This window comes from Cytobacillus purgationiresistens, from assembly GCF_030813235.1.
In the GTDB taxonomy this organism is placed as follows: Bacteria; Bacillota; Bacilli; order Bacillales; family Cytobacillaceae; genus Cytobacillus; species Cytobacillus purgationiresistens.
In genome coordinates this window covers 66,789-85,241 of record NZ_JAUSUB010000013.1, presented here as the reverse complement: position 1 = coordinate 85,241, position 18,453 = coordinate 66,789, and the positions used below count along the sequence as shown (strand labels likewise).

Here is an 18,453-nt window from a genome sequence, read left to right as displayed (position 1 = left end):
CATATTATTTTTTAAATATTGATAATAATTTTGCTCTACCGGTTGGATTAAAGAATAGGAAAGCTCCTCCACCCAGTAAAACTAACCCTGCAGCTGTGGCAGATATAATGCCGACCATATTTTTCTCGGTATCTCTTTCCTTATTAACCACCGAAGCTACTTCTTTAACTTCGTCATCTTCCTTTTTGTCTTCTTCTTCGGCTTTTTCTATTTCTTTTTCCTCTTTGTTTTCTGCATCATCTGAAGATTTATTTTCCTCTATTTCTTTTTCCTTTGTATCTTCTGTTTTTGCTTGTGCTACAGTTGTATCTTTTTGTTCAGTTGTTTTATTACTGTTTGTAGTTGTAGACTGAACATTTGGTTTGGAACTATTACCAGTTGTCACGTTATTGTTACTATCTGTTTTAGGGTGTGGCTTAGGTTCTGGTTTAGTAGGTTGTGGCTTAGGTTCCGGTTTAGGCTGTGGCTTAGGTTTTTCTTTCATGACAGTATATACTGTTAAACGTTCATGAGTATTTTTTGAAAAAGGTTGTGAAATAGTAAATACTTGTCCACTATAATTTACTGTTCCAGTATATACACCAGATAATAGAAATTTTCCGTCACCATAATATCCCACGATATGTCCTTTGCATTCATTTGTTGCACCAACAGCATTTCCATACCCAACATTATCCGAAGTAATAGTCATGGAGCACTCACCGTAAGTTACTTGATCATTTGCAAATACAGAAGTTGTTGAAGTTATGAAAAATAATGATACTAAAATTGCAATAGCCTTCTTCATATGTAAATCCCCTTTATTTTTAATTTGATGAACTACTAAAAAATTCTTTCACTTATACCCAAACCTTATCAGTTTTATTCTGTAATTTTGGGCCTGTTCTAAGGTCCAAATTGGTGAAGATGCCAATACTTGGATGGGTACTGGCAATGGAGGGCGTACTTTTTTACCTTCCCGTTGTCGAGCGTACTTTGTACTTAACCGGGCTTTATCCCAGCCAATTACTTCCGCAAACTCTTTTAATCCTACGAGAGGAGGTACATAGTTCCATCTGGCAATTCCCTTTGTTTCTATTAGTTGATTATGGGTCGGTATTGATTTGAGCTGAATGTGTTTCAGAACCTCATTGATAAATTCAACAAGTTCACCTTCAGATGTAATTACTTGTGTGAATTTGATGAATCCCTTTGAAGTACATTGGAAGTTCAATTCAACGTAAAGAAATTCTTCATTAGATGTTTGATTCATGATTTGTGTGAGTCTTTTTAAGTCAAGGAGCCTACCGTTATAATAGATGGCGCCAGCTTCTTTTTCTTCGAAAAACACTTTAAAGTTCTTATAAACCTTAAAGGCGCCAATACCACTAAGTGGTACTTCAAATTTTTTAGGCTGACCAAGATGTTGACTCCACTCTTCAAAAATAAAAGTAGCTTGTAACCACTCGTTTAAATTCCCCATTTACATCCCCTCTCTAAAACATATAAAGAGATAACTTTGTTATCTATTACCTATATTATACCAAATAATAGATAACTTTAGTAGCTATTATTATAATAAAATGGAAAAATTATAGTTTTATTTAACTATAAAATCATTTGAATAATAGTAAAAAAGTAATGGTTGAAGACAATGCTATTTACCTTCTACTTTGTTGAAGCAGGACAAAGGCTTGTAGCCTTTCTTTGCTGCTTCCTTAGGAGAAGTAAACAATTCCTTCGCAGGGTAATTAAAATCACAGCTCTCAAGATAATAAAACTTAGATCCATCAACTTCCGTTGCAATGTATCTATTTGCTTTTGCTATCTTACTGGTACTTAGAGCGTAATTATTATAGGTTCCTCCACCGACTAGAGGGACACCTTGTATAAAAGATAATAGTCCAATATCATCTATTGTATTTTGCCAATCTTCTTTGCTTAGAATAGGTAAAGTGAAAGTATAAGTAATTCCTAAACGTGCAGCATACGTATTATGATGATTGATATAGTATTGAGCATCATCTTGTATCGCATTTAGTATAGTAGTTCGTCGAATATTCTCAAATAGTTCATCGTCTTGCAATAAAGGAATGTTTAGGCTATCTTTAATTTCTTCTCGGTATCCTTCCTCCCATTTGTTGGCTACCTTATCAAAGGCAATGACATAATCATCTAAAGTAAATGACAATATGTTTCCTTTATTATCATGGTACACATAAGGCTTGAAGGGACGAGGGACTAAATCTGACTCTACTTCCCCTTTTTCATTGATAAAGTCATCCCAGGAATATACATAGTAACCTCTATAATCGACTAATAGAATGAGAGGAATATATGATTTAATCACATCTCTGCTCACTTGATCGTTTCCGGGAGCAAAGTTTAGGGATAGTGTTTTTAGAAAGGTATCAATGGCAGCGTCCTTATTCGCGCTGGTGTACTTCGCTGACGCATACCCGCTTTCAAATTCTTGCTCCACATTTTCTAATAATGATGCAGAGGCATCCATAACAGCGGAGGTGAGGACGTTATTATAATGCATGGATAGATTTTGAGCCTTTGAGGTCTGAGTATCTTTCAAATGTAGATTAAACATCAAAGGTATCAGTACAATAACGAAAATAATGGTCCAGTTAGTAATCTTCATTATGGACCATCCCTCCATATGGGATGTGAATCACTGTAGGATTTCCCGTATTCCCAAAGGTAAGGAAGTCATGTACAATGGTAGCTTTTGTCCGGTTCATATTTTGCACTGTTACTTTAAAATAATCACCAACCATCAGTTTATATACACGTGACTCACTTTCAATAGGAAGAGAATTATCAGGGAAAAGTACTTTGTTGATCTGTTTCGAGTAATAGTTATCGTAATCAACTATATAATCTCCCTTAAAGGTGCCAGAATCAGCTGGATCTTCATAAACTGGATGAAACGTTTTCTTTTCATGGCTGAGTTCTATATCAAAGAGGTAGCCTGTGCTTTCTAAATCATAAACAAAATCATTGTACATACTTGGGGAAATGTATCCCTTATTCCTGACTGAATCTACAAATTTGGTTACCACATTTTGTGCATTAATTTCAGCTAAGTCATCCGCTTTAATAAAACTAAAAAAGAGAGGGACAATGAACAAGCAGCCTATTAATATGAAAAACGAAAAAACTTTCGATAAAGGATTAACCATGCTTTTTCCCCCTCTTTTTATGTATTAATGTAACTAATTTCATGGATATTACCGCTGGAGTCTCTGTCAATGGTGAGCTCATACTCTTCATTCATATCTATATAAAGAGAAATATCTACTTCTGTGATATCGAAGTCAGGAGTAAATCTGTGTCCGTTTACTACAATGGGGTATTCAAGTTTATAGATGGTATAGATTTGCTGCACGATCTCATACCCATTAATCACTGGCTTGTTAGGAATCTTTACGTTTTCATGTATCCCTTTTTCTTTTTCGAGCTGGTTAATCAAGTCATAGTTCTTTTCAACAATATTAAATGAGGTAACAGAAAAGGTAACTGCGCTCAAAAAGATGAACGCAGTTGATACATAAATGATTAGCTGGCGGACTGCCATAAGTAATCACCCTTTACTCTTGAATAAACTCAATTGCTCTAATCACTCTATTAGAGTCCCTCACAACTTTAGCGTTGAAATTGCCGCTTGGATTAATATAAGCAGGGCTAGTTTCGTTAATAATGTTTTCAGAATTTCCTGTAGCTTTACCTAAGAAATCTTCCGTGAAGCTGTAATTATACCAAGATGTATCAGATTTACCAGTTTCAACTTTGATCCCAATTTCTTTTCCTTCAAATTTTCTAATTGCATTAATTACTTGAGAGCCACTTACTTTTGAGTGGTCATAGACTAAAAATGATTGTTCTGAAAGCTCTGTTTGTAACCCCGCGAATTCGTTTGATGCTTCTTTACTTGCACTTGCAGCTGGTGAATAAGTAAGTAAGAATAATGAAATTAACCCAATTGTGAGCAAGATACTTGCTCCGAAAATAATAGCTTTTTGTGCGGCTGTCATGTAAAACACTCCTTATTATATGGTTTATAGGCTTTGAAACATTTTGTTTGTCTCTGTAATTGCGATATAACATAAAGGAAATATCAAGTAGAGTAAAAGTAATGCCCAGGTAGGTGCAAAACCAATAATTGACCCCCACCATGCTTTGTCATTAATAACGGCTTCATTATGCTGGTTGCGTTTTTCAAGGAAGTATTCTTTCTCTAGCTCAAGATCGTCGAAAGCTTCTTTGATTGAGATTTTACTCAATGAGAGCTTTAGCCTGTCTACAAGTCTTCCGAATGGTGTGAAACTCACCTCTTCTTTCAACTTATCAAGTGCCTCCCCTTGCCCACTATCGTAATTGAGCAAACAAGTATTGATTGGATCTTTGAAAGTAACAGCGGTCTTGGCCATCCATAATAAAATGATTTCTACAGAAACATTTTTAAATTGGGAAACAATCCCGATAATGGTGTAGAATTGATTGACCTCGTCTTCCATATCCTTTTTGCGAAAGAAGACTTGGAAGTTTAGAATCCAGACAGGAACTCGGTAAGCTATAATTGCGATTAAGATGCTAACCAGTACTTCCCACCATTTAAGATAAGAGTTGTCAATTGTTTCTAATTTGTCAACAATCCTATCGGCTATAAGAATGGTTGCTCTCGCATTTTTATCCATACCATGTTCTTCACTTAAAAAATTCAGAATCTTTTCATGGTTTTTCTCCTTCACCTCCTTAAAGTTCATATATATTTCTCTATCAAATTCAGTCACTAACATGGCTTCCGATCTATCCTCATCTGATACTTGTCCAAATGCGTAATTGTAGGTCGGTGAGTATAGAACGTTTTGAATCGTTGAATAGTGGCTGAAGATAAAAAAGCTTAAAACAATGGCTGCTGTTATTAACCCAGCAAGTAATCTATGAATATAAAGCCATTCCATGGTTAAGGAAGAGTTGGCTTGTTTTAATAGCAGTGTAAGCCTAAAGTATTCCTTTTGATTTCTTCCTGGTTTGATGGAATCTATAAGTTTTTTTATCAATCGATTTTTATATATTTTTTCTTCCCATCTCAATTTCTTAGAGGTACTGATATAACGAGGCTCCTGTATCTCTCTAAGCTTTCTAATCAGTAAGAATGAAGCCAGGATGATGAAATAGAGTGACATATGTATAAAGATACCTGTACGGCTTTCATAGAAAGCTTCTAATGCTGGGAAGAAAGTAGTTACCCAGTGTCGTAGTGGATAGATAAACATGATTGGCATAACAGCAATTACACTAAGTCCTTTAAGGACGTAACTTAACTTATCTCTGCGTAGAATTTCATAGTTTGTTTCTTTCGTAAGTACAGCAAGGCCATTTAGAAAGACTGAACCTTTTTCGTTAACTATGTCTCCGCTCTCTTGTACAAATACAGCAATACTAGCGAATATTTTTAAGAAGCGGTTTGGTGCTACTGATTCATATTTTTGTAACGCAGCCTCTGGATCATCTGAGGTAAGAATATTCTGGATTCTGAGTCCTTGAATCTTGGCTTCAGGTCCTGTTAGCTGTGTTGCTGAATATACAGCTTCATCAATCATCTTCGTTTGGTTGTAGTAATGCCTAACATCTTCTATGAAGTCTTTAAACTGTCTGAGTAAGCGGTCTTCAAGGCGATTAATAAATAAATCGATCACAATACCATTAATGAAAATTACTGCAAGTAATATGATAAAAATAAACAATATATTTGGATTGAAGGCTGCAAACACGAGAATGACAAAAGTAGATATAGCCAGTGAAGCAAAGACGATTTTCATTGTTTCTCTTCGAAGTTGATATTCGTCATACTGATTAACGATTTCAATGCGGAATCTAATTCTTTTAATATAACCTTGTAATAATGGCACTTTGCTAAGTTTTGAGTAAGATCTTTGGAAGAACGCTGAGTATTTTTTATGAAACTTTTTTTCTTTTGGTAATAATTTTGATGCAACCGTATTTCCTTTTTTTCTTTCTCTTATCCCAAGCCACTTAAATACGATTAATAAGAAAAAGAAACCCAGGAGGGAGGCTGCGAGTATAATCTCAGGCAACATTACCTTCCCTCCAATTTTCCCCTATAAACTCTATAAAAGCTTTGGCTTGTTCATCATTAAAGTGTTTCATCATATTAGCTGCTGCTTTGTCAGAGATAGGGTTGACTGCTATATATTTACCATTTCTGTATTCAATGATATTTCTTTCTTCGTATTGCACTGGATCCGTTTGGCGCGTAAAATATTCCGTCATTGTTTCCATAAATGCTGTCATTTTATCTTCAGAGGAATTCATATGCCTCCACTCAGTAGGATAGTTAAAGCGACTATCAACTGGGATACATTCAGTAATTCTTTCTATATTGCGATTATCTAGGTGAATATTAAAATTCAAGACGTTTACTACCTGTTGTTCAGCAATCTTTTCATTGTTAAACATGCCAACTTTCAATAAGGAGTTTCGCAAAGAGTCAATCAGCAGTGGGAATGTCTTGGCATGGTGAGTAAAGACTGTAAATAGTGAAGCAACTTGAGACATCTGAATCATCCACGCCGCTACAGCGTCCGTCGCAACCTCTCCAAGTATGTTCACTGACCCATCTGTTTTCTTTTGTAAATCAAGCCCTTCTTGCCCGCTAACATGTGAAGTCTCCTGAAATGATAATATATTCCTTCCAGGGTAAATTTTTCGGGCATGAAGTTCGAAAGCCATTTCTTGAATACGCAAATTCTGTGTGGGATCAATATACTTGATTAAGGCCATAAGTAATGTTGTTTTACCTGATCCTTGGGCACCGGTGATACCTGTGATTTGGCAGCCAGCCATCAAGTACTTCAATAATTCAATAACCACATCCACGTTTTCACCATTAAATAGGGTTTCTAATTTTGCGTTTGGGATATCAAATTTCCTGATAAAGAAAGCCCATGATTCAGCAAATGGAGGTCGAACTACTACTACCCTTGAGCCATCCTCCATGTCATTAACGATGTATGGTCGTGATTCTGATAATTGACCAGGAGTATTATATTTATAAGCGGTTTGAACAACTCGCTTCAGCTCTGCAGCTGTACCAAATGATAAAAACGAAAGGTTAATGGACTTACCACGAAACATAATCCAAATGGAATCAACATTCAGCGGTGTACTTTTCATTTTGTCTATGATGTTCATCACATCATCTAAATCGCCCATTTTTCTTGGTAAACCCGATACACCACCAGAAACACCATCAATATTCATATCTCTTATTTGATCGATGACTCCGAAGCCTTTGTAGTGAGCAAAGATTTTCTGAGTTAAGATAGCTAATTTATCATCAAATGAAAGCAGGCTTGAGTTATACTCTTTCTGAAAAATAGAATCTATCTCTTCCTCAGTTATGATATAGCGTTCTTCTCCATCTATTCTTTTCTTTTCATCTAATTGATATTTCTCAATCATCCTTCTAAGAGCTTGATTACCGTATTGTGTCTCATAAGCATGTAAGAGAATATCGAACTTGTCTCGAATACTGAGGGCCTGTGCATGATCAAAAGAAATAGCATAATTAATGTTGTCGTTATTTACGCTATAAGTTTTGAGTAATAAGTCGGAAATGAAGTTCTTTACATAATTTTTATCTGATATATTTCCTGTGTTACAAGTCTTCAGAGCAGCTAATAATTCATCTTGCTTTCTTTTTCTTCTCCAGTACTCATCTTCTGATAAACCGTGATCGAGCAGATTAGAAATAGTTAGTTGATTTATCGTCTGTATGACATGCTCTAGGATATTAGCAAATTGATAATCATGTGATTCGGCCTCTTCATCATCTTTTTGTAGCCGCTTATCTTTTCTCTCAACTATCTTTATCCACAAATAGATGATGCATATGAGTAGGATAATCAAGATTAAAGCAAGGTTTAGAGTGAGCGACATGTTACAAAACCTCTCTAAGTAAATCTTTGTGTGAAGTATTTAGAGCGCGGTCTATACCTGCGGCTAGACGTCTAATTTCACTGATAAAGTAAAAATTTTGATGGCCCTTTTTAAAATTCTTGGCTCTCAAGAAAAACTCTGTTACATTCTGTTGGTTCATTGTGTCCCTAAAGTCTGTATTATAGGGAATTGTATATATAGGTTGTTTGATTTTGTATCGTCTTTGTATGTTTTTAACCGAGAAGCGGGACTCAGGATCATATTGTGATAAAACAATAATGTAAGGTTTACCCTCTAAAATCTCGAGATTGTCTTTCTTCTTAAAGAAACTCTCTAACACATGAATGTTCTGATTAAGGTTGACTACAATCAAATCTGAATTCTGTAAGGTTTTTTTGGTCATGCTGTTTGCTGAGCCGCGAGGTAAGTCGACTAAAGTGTAGTCATAACAATCTTTTGATAAGGAAAGAACCATTTCCAATATACCGCTCATACCTTCAAACATTTCTTTATTTGTTTTAGTTGAACCGGTCAGAAGATCTAATCTATTTCTTAAAATAGCTTTGGTGTAGTCCATAAGCTTTTCTGAAGTTAGGCGATGACTTTTGGCCATTCTCTCCAGGGCATCTATTCCGCTATCCGAGAAAGTAAATATGTCATTTTCGTTTTCTTCTTTTAAGAATGCATATTCCAACGTTGATTTTGACCATTCGGTTTGGGTAATGATGGTTTTTTTATTTTCTTTATCAAGAGCGAGAATCAAAGATGCAGCAATTAAGTTAGATGTAGTAGATACTTGTCCTTGTATCGGACCCCAAAAACTAATAATGCTCATTATTATTTGCTCCTTTTCAGCTGATTTAGTGCATGCTTCATATCTTTTTCATGATGACCTGTTAAGTCTGTATAAATAGCAGCTAGTACATTCTTATAATCAGTAGAAACCTTTTTGAACATAGGTTTCATATTGAACTGCATATTGATTTTATTAACGATGTTAAATTCATCGTATGGAATATCGTAGGTGTCAGGGATCCACTTAACTTTGTATTTGATTAATTCATCAAGATAATCTTCGTCCAGGTCTGGATAGACGGAGAACAATACTTTTTGAAACTCTTTCTCATCTGGATATTTTTCGATGAACTGCATCAACAATGCTGAATCCCGTTTAAGTGTGACTTTCTTTTGGTTTCCAATATAGTAACGATGTTCAAATCCGCTCCATTTACTAATAGAAGCGGTGGATTCGATGTCTACTAAGATGAAATCATAATCGTTTAGCTCATTTTCTGATTTCCCTGTAACTGACTCTAACAATTTTGGTGAGCTGGCTGCAGCGATGTCCACTCCAAAGAAGTCATAATAGGTCTGTTTGTCATCACATTCTGCATAAGCATGAAAATATTTATTATCAAAACTAGTATCTACAATTAATGGCTTGTATCCTGACTTCTCCATGATTAGAGCGGTATATAGAACTAAATCGCTTTTATCTTTATTACCGAGGAATAGTATTTTCTTCATTCAATCACTCCCCATCTATACTTTCTGTAAAGACATCCTCTGGTTCTTGATTATCTGTATCTTCTTTCTCCTCAGATTCCTTTGGTGCTTTATTTCCATTTTCGACTTGCTTCTTGTTTGAGATATCTTGGAACTTTAGTCTTTGTTCTTCTGTAAGCTTTTGAAGACCTGATTCAAGAACATTACGGCCCCTGGCCTTTAACTCTTCTCTTGCGATATCCACTACGTTTGGTGATTCTAGGATAAGATCTAATACATTCTGTTTAACTGGATAAGTAACAACTGAAGCTCTTTGTAATTCAGGCTCTACATAAGCTAGTGAGTAAATCACGGCATTTTCATAATAGGCATCTACCATAGCGGAAGACATAGTAAGGATTTCTTCTTCATCCATTTCAAGCCACACGTTTGTCCCTTCCACATTGCTCACTTTCTTTTTAGAGAAAAGTACATAATCGTTACCGTTAGGGAATTGGATACGAACATCCACATAATCATCTTTCTTAATTTTGGATGGAAGGAGCATGAAGTTATATTCAGCTTCTCGTAAATCATTAGGTGTAAGAGCCTGCTCTGCTAAAATACTGGCAGTCATAACCATTCCACTTTTCATATCTACCTTTGCGGTTCTCCCAGCAGCCTGTCCAATATCCAAAACATCATTGGCTGCCGATTGAGGTGGGAGCAGGACTTGTTCAAGCATGTCTTCAGTAATCTTAGTCCCAGCTTCCGTATCCTCTTTTAACACGTATCCAGTTACTTGATCTGTAGCCCATTTTTGCAGTTCAGATATTTCGTTCTGATACCTTTGGATTTTCTCTGTCTCGTCTTTTTTCCAGCTGCTGTATAGGAAAAGAATAAGAATAACAGCGATGACTGCTACAACCAGGGCTCCAATACCCCCTGCGAAAAGTAGATTTTTTGTCCTTTGTCTAATCTTCATGATTTCTCCCCTTATTTAAATAGATTCATAACCATTAACATCAGCAGCAAAAGGAAAATGCCTCCTCCTAAATAAATGAACTTATTAGATAACGTATTCTTTTCCTTTTTATCGGCTGGTATATATGAAGCAAGTATTTGGTCTAGTACCTTTATCAATTCTCTGCTACTTGTATATGGGTCACTGTTAGCGGGTATAGAGTAAGCTTTCATATCGAATTCTTTTTCAAGTTCTTTGGAGGTTAAGTTATCAGTAAAAGGTGTAGCAAGGATGACATTATCCTTATTGATAGTAGGGTGTTTACTAATAAACTCTTGGATCTTACCCTTTTTCCATTCACTGCCATGAGCGGTAACAATCTGAACATGTGAACGGTAAAACTCTTCAAAGTAATTACTATGTTCAGCATCGCCTATATCCAGGATGATGAAGTCATATTTATTAATGAGCTCGGATATATCTAGGTATTTAATAGATTTGTAGTGGTCGATTCCGCGGATGGAGAATGTATTGGATGTAGAGTAATATCCCCTTCCTCCTTCGTAGGCGTATTCGATGGCAAATAGGTCATTTGAGTGATTGGCTTCAAGTACAGCCACTTTTAATTTCTTTTCATTCAAATGATTGGCTAATAGTAAACTCAAGTGTGTACTGCCCACATTTCTCTCTGTACCAACTATGCTGATGAAAATAGAGCCTACAATTCGATCTTGGATGATTGTTTTCTCCCGTACTGGGAACTTACTTAAAAACTTCTCATCCTGTAAGAGTGATAGCACATTGGGTATGAAGTTCTGTTGAGGATTACTTAGTGGCTTCTCTTTTTTTGTCTTGGTTGTTTTTTTCCTCTTGAGAGGTTCCGTTACCTCAACTTCTTTTGAAATGGTATCTTCTACTATCTCTTCAGAAGAAGAATCCTTTTTCTCATTTTTTGCTGTTTCTACCTCATCCTCATATATCTTCACTTTATCCGCTTTAGGAGGAAATTCTGAATCCTCTTGGAAATCAATATCAGTGATATCAAGGTCCGTTATTTTAATCTTTGCGACATTTGAGTATTTGGGTGGCTCCAGCAATTGTTTAATAAAGATGTCGATAGGGATTCTTTGTTGATGAAAGATATCTAATACATTTCTCGCAACCAGTGCTCCAAGGTGTGGATCACTCCGCTCCCGCTCACAGACATAAACAACACGTAGTCCATCCTCAAATTGAATTCGCCAATGCTCTATTAACCTTAAAATCTCTTTTTCCTTGTCTTTGGAATTCTCTAATTCACTTTCTAAAAAACTATCGTGCAGGATCATGATAGAGGGTTTTTCATACTCAATTAATTCTTGTAGAAAATTACGATGATGAACCTCTCTGTCCAATACATCGAACCCGTTATTAACCAGGTGGTGCCGTATGATAGCAGACATGTTTGACTCTCCGATTGCGAGAAGGACCCGCATACGATACACAACCTTTCTTTTCCAAACAAAAAACCCCACGTGTAATGACTTCAGCTCTTGAAAGCTGTAATCATTACACGTGGGGTATTCCCATTGTGCTTTATATGTATTAGGACCAAAGAAAGTTGTTTTCCGACAACTCTCTTTGGGCTTCCTCAAAAACTTCCGAAAAATCAAAAGCCCTTGAGAAAGGATGTTGCATTAAAATTACCATTAGATAAAAACTTTGTCAATGTACTGGAACAAGAATATTAAGTCAACTTTGAGCTTTTTCAAAAAATGACATTTTCATTCTTTTTAACTCCGGCTCATCGGCCCGAAAGAATGATTTGTGCATTCCCTCGTCCTTATCAATATACTCATCTATCAAAATCCAAACAGTAAACGGATAAGTGTGAAGCCTAATTTCCTCATGAATGAACTTGGCCATGCTGAGCGAAGAGACATATAAACAGACAAATTGATACTCCGGTTTCGAGAATCCATCTATTCTGATCCCCTGATCTCTTTCGAACAAATAGCGATACAGCTCCATTTTGTTCTTGAGATACCCAGTAAAGTCCTGTGCCATTTGCGGGCGGTCTAGTACCAGCTGCATATCCCCCTTAGGACTCTCTATTTGGGCTACACCAAAAGGTTTTAGATATTTTGGGCTACCTCCTATATATGGATTCCATTCCCATCCTCTTAAAACCTTTGCTTCAACAGTATTTACCCTAAGCTCATTCATAGCGACATAACGCTGGATAGCCAGCGGCTGCTCATGCCAAAAATCATTTTTTATGAATCTTGATCCGGGATAAAGATGGTTTAGGAGCTTATACCCACCTATACCTAGTGTAAAGGGAGCGGGTGGCTTGATAAACTCTTCCCCATCTTCTTCGATGAAAGCAAGTCTGCATTTATGTCGCTCAACGAATCCATATTTCCGCAATTTCTTCAAATGCTCACTTGCTTTGGAATAAGACATTTTTCTAACAAGGTATCTGCGTAATTGGTTTTCATTTGCACATATTGCATCACCCACAACTTTAAGTACAGTTAAACTTTCTTCATTTAACCGACCTTGTTGTATCATCTCTAATCCTTGTTCAACCCGTGTAATGGCAAAGTAATCGTCGGGAAGCGCCACGTGCGTTTTGAAATTAGGATGATCCCAAAATGAAATGGTTTTATCCATTCTAGGGAACAGCTGTATAGCGGAGGTGAGCACTTCTTGAGTATTAAACATTATTCAAAAAGGAATGAACCAAAGTCTTTTCTTTTTCGCTTCCCTCGTGGATAATCAATGATTATTACTTTACCTTGTCTTTTCTCAAGATTAATAGAGCGGACGCGACAAGTAACAATATCTCCTACGTCTGGCTTTTCCAGCTGATTGACTTTACTAGCTTTCAATTCCACTTTATCTTCGACAATAACAAAGATGCCATGTACCGCATGTATGTTACTGACTTTACCGGCAATGATTTGACCGACTTTCAGAGTAGAGAGGTATTCATGGGGATCCGCTAGAGCCAATTTTCGTGATACCTGTAATACCTGATCTTCAGGATTAAATCTTTTCACCTTAACTTGAATGGTCTCACCGTTTTGTGCATCTACAACATCTCTTTCATACCAGGACCAATCTTTTCTAAACATATAGGCATCTTGCCCATTCAAGCGAACATAGATAATGCCTTTCTCCTGGTTGTAACCAGATACCACAGCATCAAATACTTCGTCATTTAAGCTATCGTCTTCAGACATTTCGATAAGTTCTGACCAAAAAGTATCTCTTAACCGAGCGGCTGCCTGCTTCTCTGATAATAGAGCAATTTGATGGTCAAGGTTTAATTCAGTAATGATGAACTTTTGAACCGTCCCTACGAATCGAGTATGAGATTTAAACTCTCTCTCCCTAAATTCAGTTACGGCACAATACCCTGTGATACCACCTTGTAATTGAATGACAAGTACATCACCTTCGAAGACTTCTTTGCTTCCGTCTGACTTTACTACAGGCATTGTCATATGTTGAATGGTACGGATAACTCCATCAACAACTTCACGATTCCTATGACTTTCAGCTAACGCTTCTAATGTCTCATAATCATCCCATGATTTCTTTTGAACCAATTTTCTACACGCCTTTCATTATTTGAATTAGAGGACAGTTGTCACTCCGATAACCAAAAAAAGCACCCCTCACAGCTAACTCAAGAGTTAGCTTGCGAGGGGTGCGCCCTATATGGTTATATTTAATTTTTCATTAAAGTAATTACATTGTACAAATAGTATGTTGTGAATGCAAGAAAATTTTACCTATCTGAATAATCAATGTCTTCAAACAGCGAGTCGTTGCTATCCTTCAATAGAGAGTCTGCGAAGTCCTCAATATCCTGAGTAATCTCGCTTGGCTTATACTCTTCTGCATGATCTGCCTGTGCTTTTGAACTAGCATTTACTTTGTCTAATACGATTACATTCTCGGCCGACTCCTTTACATTAGTCGGACTAGGTTGATTAGTAAATTGTGATTGATCAATCACAGCTGCAGCTGGAATCATCGTTTGCTGATCCACATGAGTGGGAGTAGTTTTATAGTTGACTGTATCCCTTGGTCTAGGTTCACCCTTAACAGATAATACTTTTTCTAAGCTAGCACTATCTAAGCCAATAGCACTCTGCTTTTCAGATTCATAGAGCTGTCTATTTTCGATTTCTGTAGCTTCTATGCTTTTAATTTGTTCAACCTTGCTGTCATCATTTTCCTTTTGGTTATAGAATTCTCTTTCCTGTAACCAAACCTTTAACTTATCTTCTTCAACTGTGACAACCGCTTGTTCAAACTCTTCATCAGGTACAAAATTGGCTTTAATCTGAACAACTGGCATCGGTTTATTGTTAACAACTATTTTAACGGCGCATTGGAATGCATCTTGGAACATAATATCGCTTGTTGACATAGTTTGCTCCTTCTTCCGAGCAAATGATGAGCCAGATCTAGACATGGGATCTTCCTGTAATGGAGAGACAGACATTTCATTTTGGCCTTCTTCATATACTTTTTTCTCACCAAACATTTCAGAGAAGAATTTCGCATCATATGGTGGAACATCACCGTATACCAAGCGGTTCCTCATTCCCCCTAGGATAGTTGTCATATAGTGTTCCCCGAATTGGTCTGCCAATTGTGCGATAGTTTGTTTCAAAGTTGTAAGGATAACTTTATACTTCCTTGATTGCACTGGAAATTCCCTAAAGGCATGATAAAGGTAATCAGGGGCCTCATCCACTAAAATATGGTGATAGGGAGATACTTTAGGTTCTCTTCGGAAAGTCGCGTTTTGAAGGTTCATGAGTACAATCTTACCTAATACGCGTGCTAGATTAACCAGCTCTCCTTTAGCAGTATTCACAAGTAAAATGCCGCCCAATTCAAAATGTCGATCGAAATCAAAGTCACTTTTTCCGAATAGGACTCTCCGAATGTATATGTTGTTACCGATGTCATTAAGGATGTTGCGAAGTCCTTTTACATCACTTGCTAATCCATCCTCAAAAATCACTTCTCCCCTATCATCTCGCTCCGGAATACCTTGTCTACTCCTAAGTGGTATCAAGTTCAAATCGAACCATTCATCAATTCCTTGAACGATTTTCCAATGGTTATAAATATCTCTATCATCAATTTGGGAAATATCTTTCGGTATAGTATCCTTCAACTTAAGATGCATTTTTCTCACTTCTTGAGGGTTATTATACATATCAAGCAGCATATCGAATGATACATCTGAATCTGGATCATGCAATTTTAATAAGTAAATATAATGTTTGAAATGATTTCTCTGTGCTTGTTCGAAGAAGAAATTTCCTCCATCATTTGAATCACTCAGCCCAGCGATTACTTGCGCAAATACTTCCGCTACTTTATCTACTGGTCCCTTCATTGGGTTAAGTGAAGGAGTGTCTGGATTGAGCGGATCGATATAGGTAATGGCTTCATCTGGGATACCATGTGCTTTAGCCAGCTTATGAATATCCTTACATAATTCATTGGATGGTTCGATAACAGAGATACCATTCAAGTATCTTCCCGAAACCTCCTCAGATTGATAATTCTTCTTCATAAAGATATCAGCATAATGATTGATAAAACGAGTCATATGGTGCAAGTCTTGGTTAAGCAGTGGTTTAGCAACGGCAGCTGTCTTACCTGTTCCTATACTACCTACCATTGCTGTATTTAATGTACGGTCTTTACCGGGTAAAATAACCATCTCACCTGTTATTGAGTTAGGACCAAGCTCAACATCTGGATAGACTTCTTCAAGTTCTAAGCGAGCAAACTTCTGTTGCCATTTGCCGCTCCATTCATATTCAAAGAACGACTCTTTTAGCTCTTTCTCAAATTGAATATATTTGGTTAATACAAATAAAATAATGAACATCATACATATTAGCGGAATTAAAAGGACCATCATATAAAAAGCATCTGTGTGCTCAAATACAATGGATTCAAAAAATCCACTTGTTTCTATGATATTAGTTAAACGTGCTTCAAAAAATGGAATGACATTCTTTTTGACGGTATTCATTCCATACAACAATAAACTCCCAACAACGTTGAAAATGGATAATATAAATGTCCCAAGCTTCATGTATTTAGTAGAGAATAGTTTTACTCTTGTACTAAGTAACCAGGTAATAACTGAGATGGCTGTTAAGCTTACAATGGTCAGCAAATGAATGTTATAAGTTTCTCCCATGATGGAGGACAAATAAAAGATTTCATCTTTCTTATGCTGAGACATAATGAGTGATGCAACCTTCAACCAGTTACGAACTGTAAAATATAACATTATCAAGACCAAAATACTAATCATAATTTTTGGCAATCTCATCTTCCAATCTGGCTTCTCATTCAAACTTCTCTACCTCCTTCCTTATAGCAGAAAGATTCCTATGGAAGTTTGGATTGGCACTTTTACTATCTTTCCAAACATCCATGTGAGTGAACCAGGCATTCGGCCAATGAGTACCATGTATATCTCTTTGTGCAGCATCCTTATCAGGATATACAATTATCAACTCATGGAGCGGGTGACCTCTTCTTGTTACACCAATTGTTTTAGTATGGTTGAAGCGGATACGCTGATAAGAATGAGCGGATCCCTCCTCTGCGAAAATGACTCCAATGTTTCTGTAGTGGTCCCCGCGTTCTAACTGTATGATACTATCTACTTCCAGTTCCTTTATTCTTTTACTGTCTAGATAGAAGAATTCTTTATCTAATTCCTTAATTGTATAATCATTTGCGAAGTTAACCCATTGAATAAACCATTCACTCAGAATGATTTCTCTAAATTCTCTGGGTGCAGGATCGATACCTTGCAGCAGCCTTAGCATTAATTCTGTTGTTCTTTCTGCTGTAGCAATATATACAGAGAAATTGTCTGGCCAATCTTGCACTGGTGGTACCATTTCTTTTAGTGATGCCACCCTTTTTGAACGATCATATTCTTTACTGTGTGGCAAGATGGTTCCATCAATGGTTGAAAATACTACAGAAAATGATTCTGTCATTCCTCTAGCAACCTTTAAATATCTGAGTATCTTATTCTCAATAATTGGCTGCCTTTGATATCCTGAATCAACCTCAAGATAGATGACCTTGTTGGTTCTCTTAAAGACCCAATCTGCCACCACTTTGTCATCTTGTTGTTGTGGTTGATCTTCTGTTCCCCTGAAATGATGAAAATGAAAACCCTGCTGATATCCTTGGATTCTTATGCGGTTAACAATTCTTGAAACAGAATGATTATGTAGCTTTGGTGGCTTTGCTCTTGTAATTGCTGGATTTAGAGTTGCTAATTGCTCATCAGTAAGATAGTTAATCTCAACTAATACATTCATACCTCTTAGGGTGAGCTTATAGAAGTACTGGGGGAATTTGCTGTTAACGTCACCTGGGACAACCACCTTATTTAACAAGCCAGTCTCAACCAATCTTTTTAAGCGGTTAGAAATACTAGATTTTGATCTTTTTGTACTGTTGAAAGTATTGTAGAACTCATGAATATCTTGAGCACTTAAAATTCTATGGTTGCTCAATTCTTTAAACAATGTTAACTCTGTTACTGATAACTCCACCCTTCTTTTGGGTTTACCAAGTTTCACGATTGTTGTGTCTTTGTTATGAGACATAACCCCTTCCTTTCTGCAAAAAAAAACCCTGTCCAAAAGATATAGTTCTAAATAGAACTGTACATCTCCAATGGACAGGGTTTACCTGTTTGCAAGCAAATTAAATTCAGAACAAGTATAGCAAAGTGAATATTAATAAGCTATTAATATTTAGAAATACATAATAATAGGTCTCAATAGTATATTGTTATTTGCTGTATTGCAGATCTATTAATATTTATTGGATAAACCTAAGAATGGGAGTTCCCAAACTACATTATAGTGGCGGTTGTAAAGGAAGCATTATACGTTGTAAATCAAGGGTTTAAATACATTAACCGATACATATAGTTAAGGTTCATATGGTTTATACCTTCTGAAATATATGAATCTAGCGTTGGTATT

The 18,453-nt window shown here is 36.5% G+C and carries 16 protein-coding genes; all 16 read right to left on the bottom strand.

The window, feature by feature from the left end:
• Positions 1 to 4: 4 nt before the first annotated feature.
• Positions 5 to 787, bottom strand: a complete 783-nt coding sequence (locus tag J2S17_RS15130; RefSeq protein ID WP_307476227.1) for a hypothetical protein — start codon at positions 785 to 787, stop codon at positions 5 to 7.
• A 48-nt stretch (positions 788 to 835) separates the two neighbouring features.
• On the bottom strand, positions 836 to 1,462 hold the full coding sequence (locus J2S17_RS15125; RefSeq protein ID WP_307476225.1) for a hypothetical protein: 627 nt from the start codon (positions 1,460 to 1,462) through the stop codon (positions 836 to 838).
• A 174-nt stretch (positions 1,463 to 1,636) separates the two neighbouring features.
• On the bottom strand, positions 1,637 to 2,629 hold the full coding sequence (locus J2S17_RS15120) for a hypothetical protein (RefSeq protein ID WP_307476223.1): 993 nt from the start codon (positions 2,627 to 2,629) through the stop codon (positions 1,637 to 1,639).
• On the bottom strand, positions 2,616 to 3,170 hold the full coding sequence (locus J2S17_RS15115) for a hypothetical protein (protein ID WP_307476221.1): 555 nt from the start codon (positions 3,168 to 3,170) through the stop codon (positions 2,616 to 2,618). The genes J2S17_RS15120 and J2S17_RS15115 overlap by 14 nt, the downstream gene beginning before the upstream one ends.
• A gap of 17 nt (positions 3,171 to 3,187) precedes the next feature.
• Complete coding sequence (locus J2S17_RS15110; protein WP_307476220.1) at positions 3,188 to 3,565, bottom strand: hypothetical protein; 378 nt, start codon at positions 3,563 to 3,565, stop codon at positions 3,188 to 3,190.
• 13 nt (positions 3,566 to 3,578) lie between these two features.
• Complete coding sequence (locus J2S17_RS15105) at positions 3,579 to 4,022, bottom strand: hypothetical protein (RefSeq protein WP_307476218.1); 444 nt, start codon at positions 4,020 to 4,022, stop codon at positions 3,579 to 3,581.
• A 24-nt stretch (positions 4,023 to 4,046) separates the two neighbouring features.
• Positions 4,047 to 6,092, bottom strand: a complete 2,046-nt coding sequence (locus J2S17_RS15100; RefSeq protein ID WP_307476216.1) for a hypothetical protein — start codon at positions 6,090 to 6,092, stop codon at positions 4,047 to 4,049.
• Positions 6,082 to 7,953 carry an ATPase, T2SS/T4P/T4SS family gene (locus J2S17_RS15095; RefSeq protein WP_307476214.1) on the bottom strand — a complete coding sequence of 624 codons (1,872 nt, stop codon included), beginning with the start codon at positions 7,951 to 7,953 and terminating at the stop codon, positions 6,082 to 6,084. Before J2S17_RS15095 ends, J2S17_RS15100 begins: the two co-directional genes overlap by 11 nt.
• 1 nt (position 7,954) lies before the next feature.
• Positions 7,955 to 8,788 carry a CpaE/TadZ family protein gene (locus tag J2S17_RS15090; RefSeq protein WP_307476212.1) on the bottom strand — a complete coding sequence of 278 codons (834 nt, stop codon included), beginning with the start codon at positions 8,786 to 8,788 and terminating at the stop codon, positions 7,955 to 7,957.
• Between the two features lie 2 nt (positions 8,789 to 8,790).
• On the bottom strand, positions 8,791 to 9,480 hold the full coding sequence (locus J2S17_RS15085; protein ID WP_307476210.1) for a hypothetical protein: 690 nt from the start codon (positions 9,478 to 9,480) through the stop codon (positions 8,791 to 8,793).
• A 4-nt stretch (positions 9,481 to 9,484) separates the two neighbouring features.
• Positions 9,485 to 10,423, bottom strand: coding sequence for an SAF domain-containing protein (locus tag J2S17_RS15080; protein ID WP_307476208.1), 939 nt, complete (start codon positions 10,421 to 10,423; stop codon positions 9,485 to 9,487).
• 11 nt (positions 10,424 to 10,434) lie between these two features.
• Positions 10,435 to 11,844, bottom strand: coding sequence for a hypothetical protein (locus tag J2S17_RS15075; protein ID WP_307476206.1), 1,410 nt, complete (start codon positions 11,842 to 11,844; stop codon positions 10,435 to 10,437).
• 289 nt (positions 11,845 to 12,133) lie between these two features.
• Entirely contained in the window at positions 12,134 to 13,108 is a 975-nt protein-coding gene (locus tag J2S17_RS15070; RefSeq protein ID WP_307476203.1) for a helix-turn-helix domain-containing protein, read from the bottom strand.
• The gene (locus tag J2S17_RS15065) at positions 13,108 to 13,998 is read right to left on the bottom strand and encodes a 30S ribosomal protein S1 (RefSeq protein ID WP_307476201.1); all 891 of its coding nucleotides are present in this window, start codon (positions 13,996 to 13,998) and stop codon (positions 13,108 to 13,110) included. The genes J2S17_RS15070 and J2S17_RS15065 overlap by 1 nt, the downstream gene beginning before the upstream one ends.
• A 182-nt stretch (positions 13,999 to 14,180) precedes the next feature.
• Positions 14,181 to 16,790: a type IV secretory system conjugative DNA transfer family protein gene (locus J2S17_RS15060; RefSeq protein ID WP_307476200.1), complete on the bottom strand. Its 2,610-nt coding sequence runs from the start codon at positions 16,788 to 16,790 to the stop codon at positions 14,181 to 14,183.
• Entirely contained in the window at positions 16,783 to 18,069 is a 1,287-nt protein-coding gene (locus J2S17_RS15055) for a replication-relaxation family protein (RefSeq protein WP_307476198.1), read from the bottom strand. The genes J2S17_RS15060 and J2S17_RS15055 overlap by 8 nt, the downstream gene beginning before the upstream one ends.
• Positions 18,070 to 18,453 lie beyond the last annotated feature (384 nt).

Excerpts from the sequence above, each read along its gene's own strand:
- J2S17_RS15130 (WP_307476227.1), bottom strand. The coding sequence starts at position 787 with ATGAAGAAGGCTATTGCAATTTTAGTATCATTATTTTTCATAACTTCA.
- J2S17_RS15125 (WP_307476225.1), bottom strand. The coding sequence starts at position 1,462 with ATGGGGAATTTAAACGAGTGGTTACAAGCTACTTTTATTTTTGAAGAG.
- J2S17_RS15120 (WP_307476223.1), bottom strand. The coding sequence starts at position 2,629 with ATGAAGATTACTAACTGGACCATTATTTTCGTTATTGTACTGATACCT.
- J2S17_RS15115 (WP_307476221.1), bottom strand. The coding sequence starts at position 3,170 with ATGGTTAATCCTTTATCGAAAGTTTTTTCGTTTTTCATATTAATAGGC.
- J2S17_RS15110 (WP_307476220.1), bottom strand. The coding sequence starts at position 3,565 with ATGGCAGTCCGCCAGCTAATCATTTATGTATCAACTGCGTTCATCTTT.
- J2S17_RS15105 (WP_307476218.1), bottom strand. The coding sequence starts at position 4,022 with ATGACAGCCGCACAAAAAGCTATTATTTTCGGAGCAAGTATCTTGCTC.
- J2S17_RS15100 (WP_307476216.1), bottom strand. The coding sequence starts at position 6,092 with ATGTTGCCTGAGATTATACTCGCAGCCTCCCTCCTGGGTTTCTTTTTC.
- J2S17_RS15095 (WP_307476214.1), bottom strand. The coding sequence starts at position 7,953 with ATGTCGCTCACTCTAAACCTTGCTTTAATCTTGATTATCCTACTCATA.
- J2S17_RS15090 (WP_307476212.1), bottom strand. The coding sequence starts at position 8,788 with ATGAGCATTATTAGTTTTTGGGGTCCGATACAAGGACAAGTATCTACT.
- J2S17_RS15085 (WP_307476210.1), bottom strand. The coding sequence starts at position 9,480 with ATGAAGAAAATACTATTCCTCGGTAATAAAGATAAAAGCGATTTAGTT.
- J2S17_RS15080 (WP_307476208.1), bottom strand. The coding sequence starts at position 10,423 with ATGAAGATTAGACAAAGGACAAAAAATCTACTTTTCGCAGGGGGTATT.
- J2S17_RS15075 (WP_307476206.1), bottom strand. The coding sequence starts at position 11,844 with ATGTCTGCTATCATACGGCACCACCTGGTTAATAACGGGTTCGATGTA.
- J2S17_RS15070 (WP_307476203.1), bottom strand. The coding sequence starts at position 13,108 with ATGTTTAATACTCAAGAAGTGCTCACCTCCGCTATACAGCTGTTCCCT.
- J2S17_RS15055 (WP_307476198.1), bottom strand. The coding sequence starts at position 18,069 with ATGTCTCATAACAAAGACACAACAATCGTGAAACTTGGTAAACCCAAA.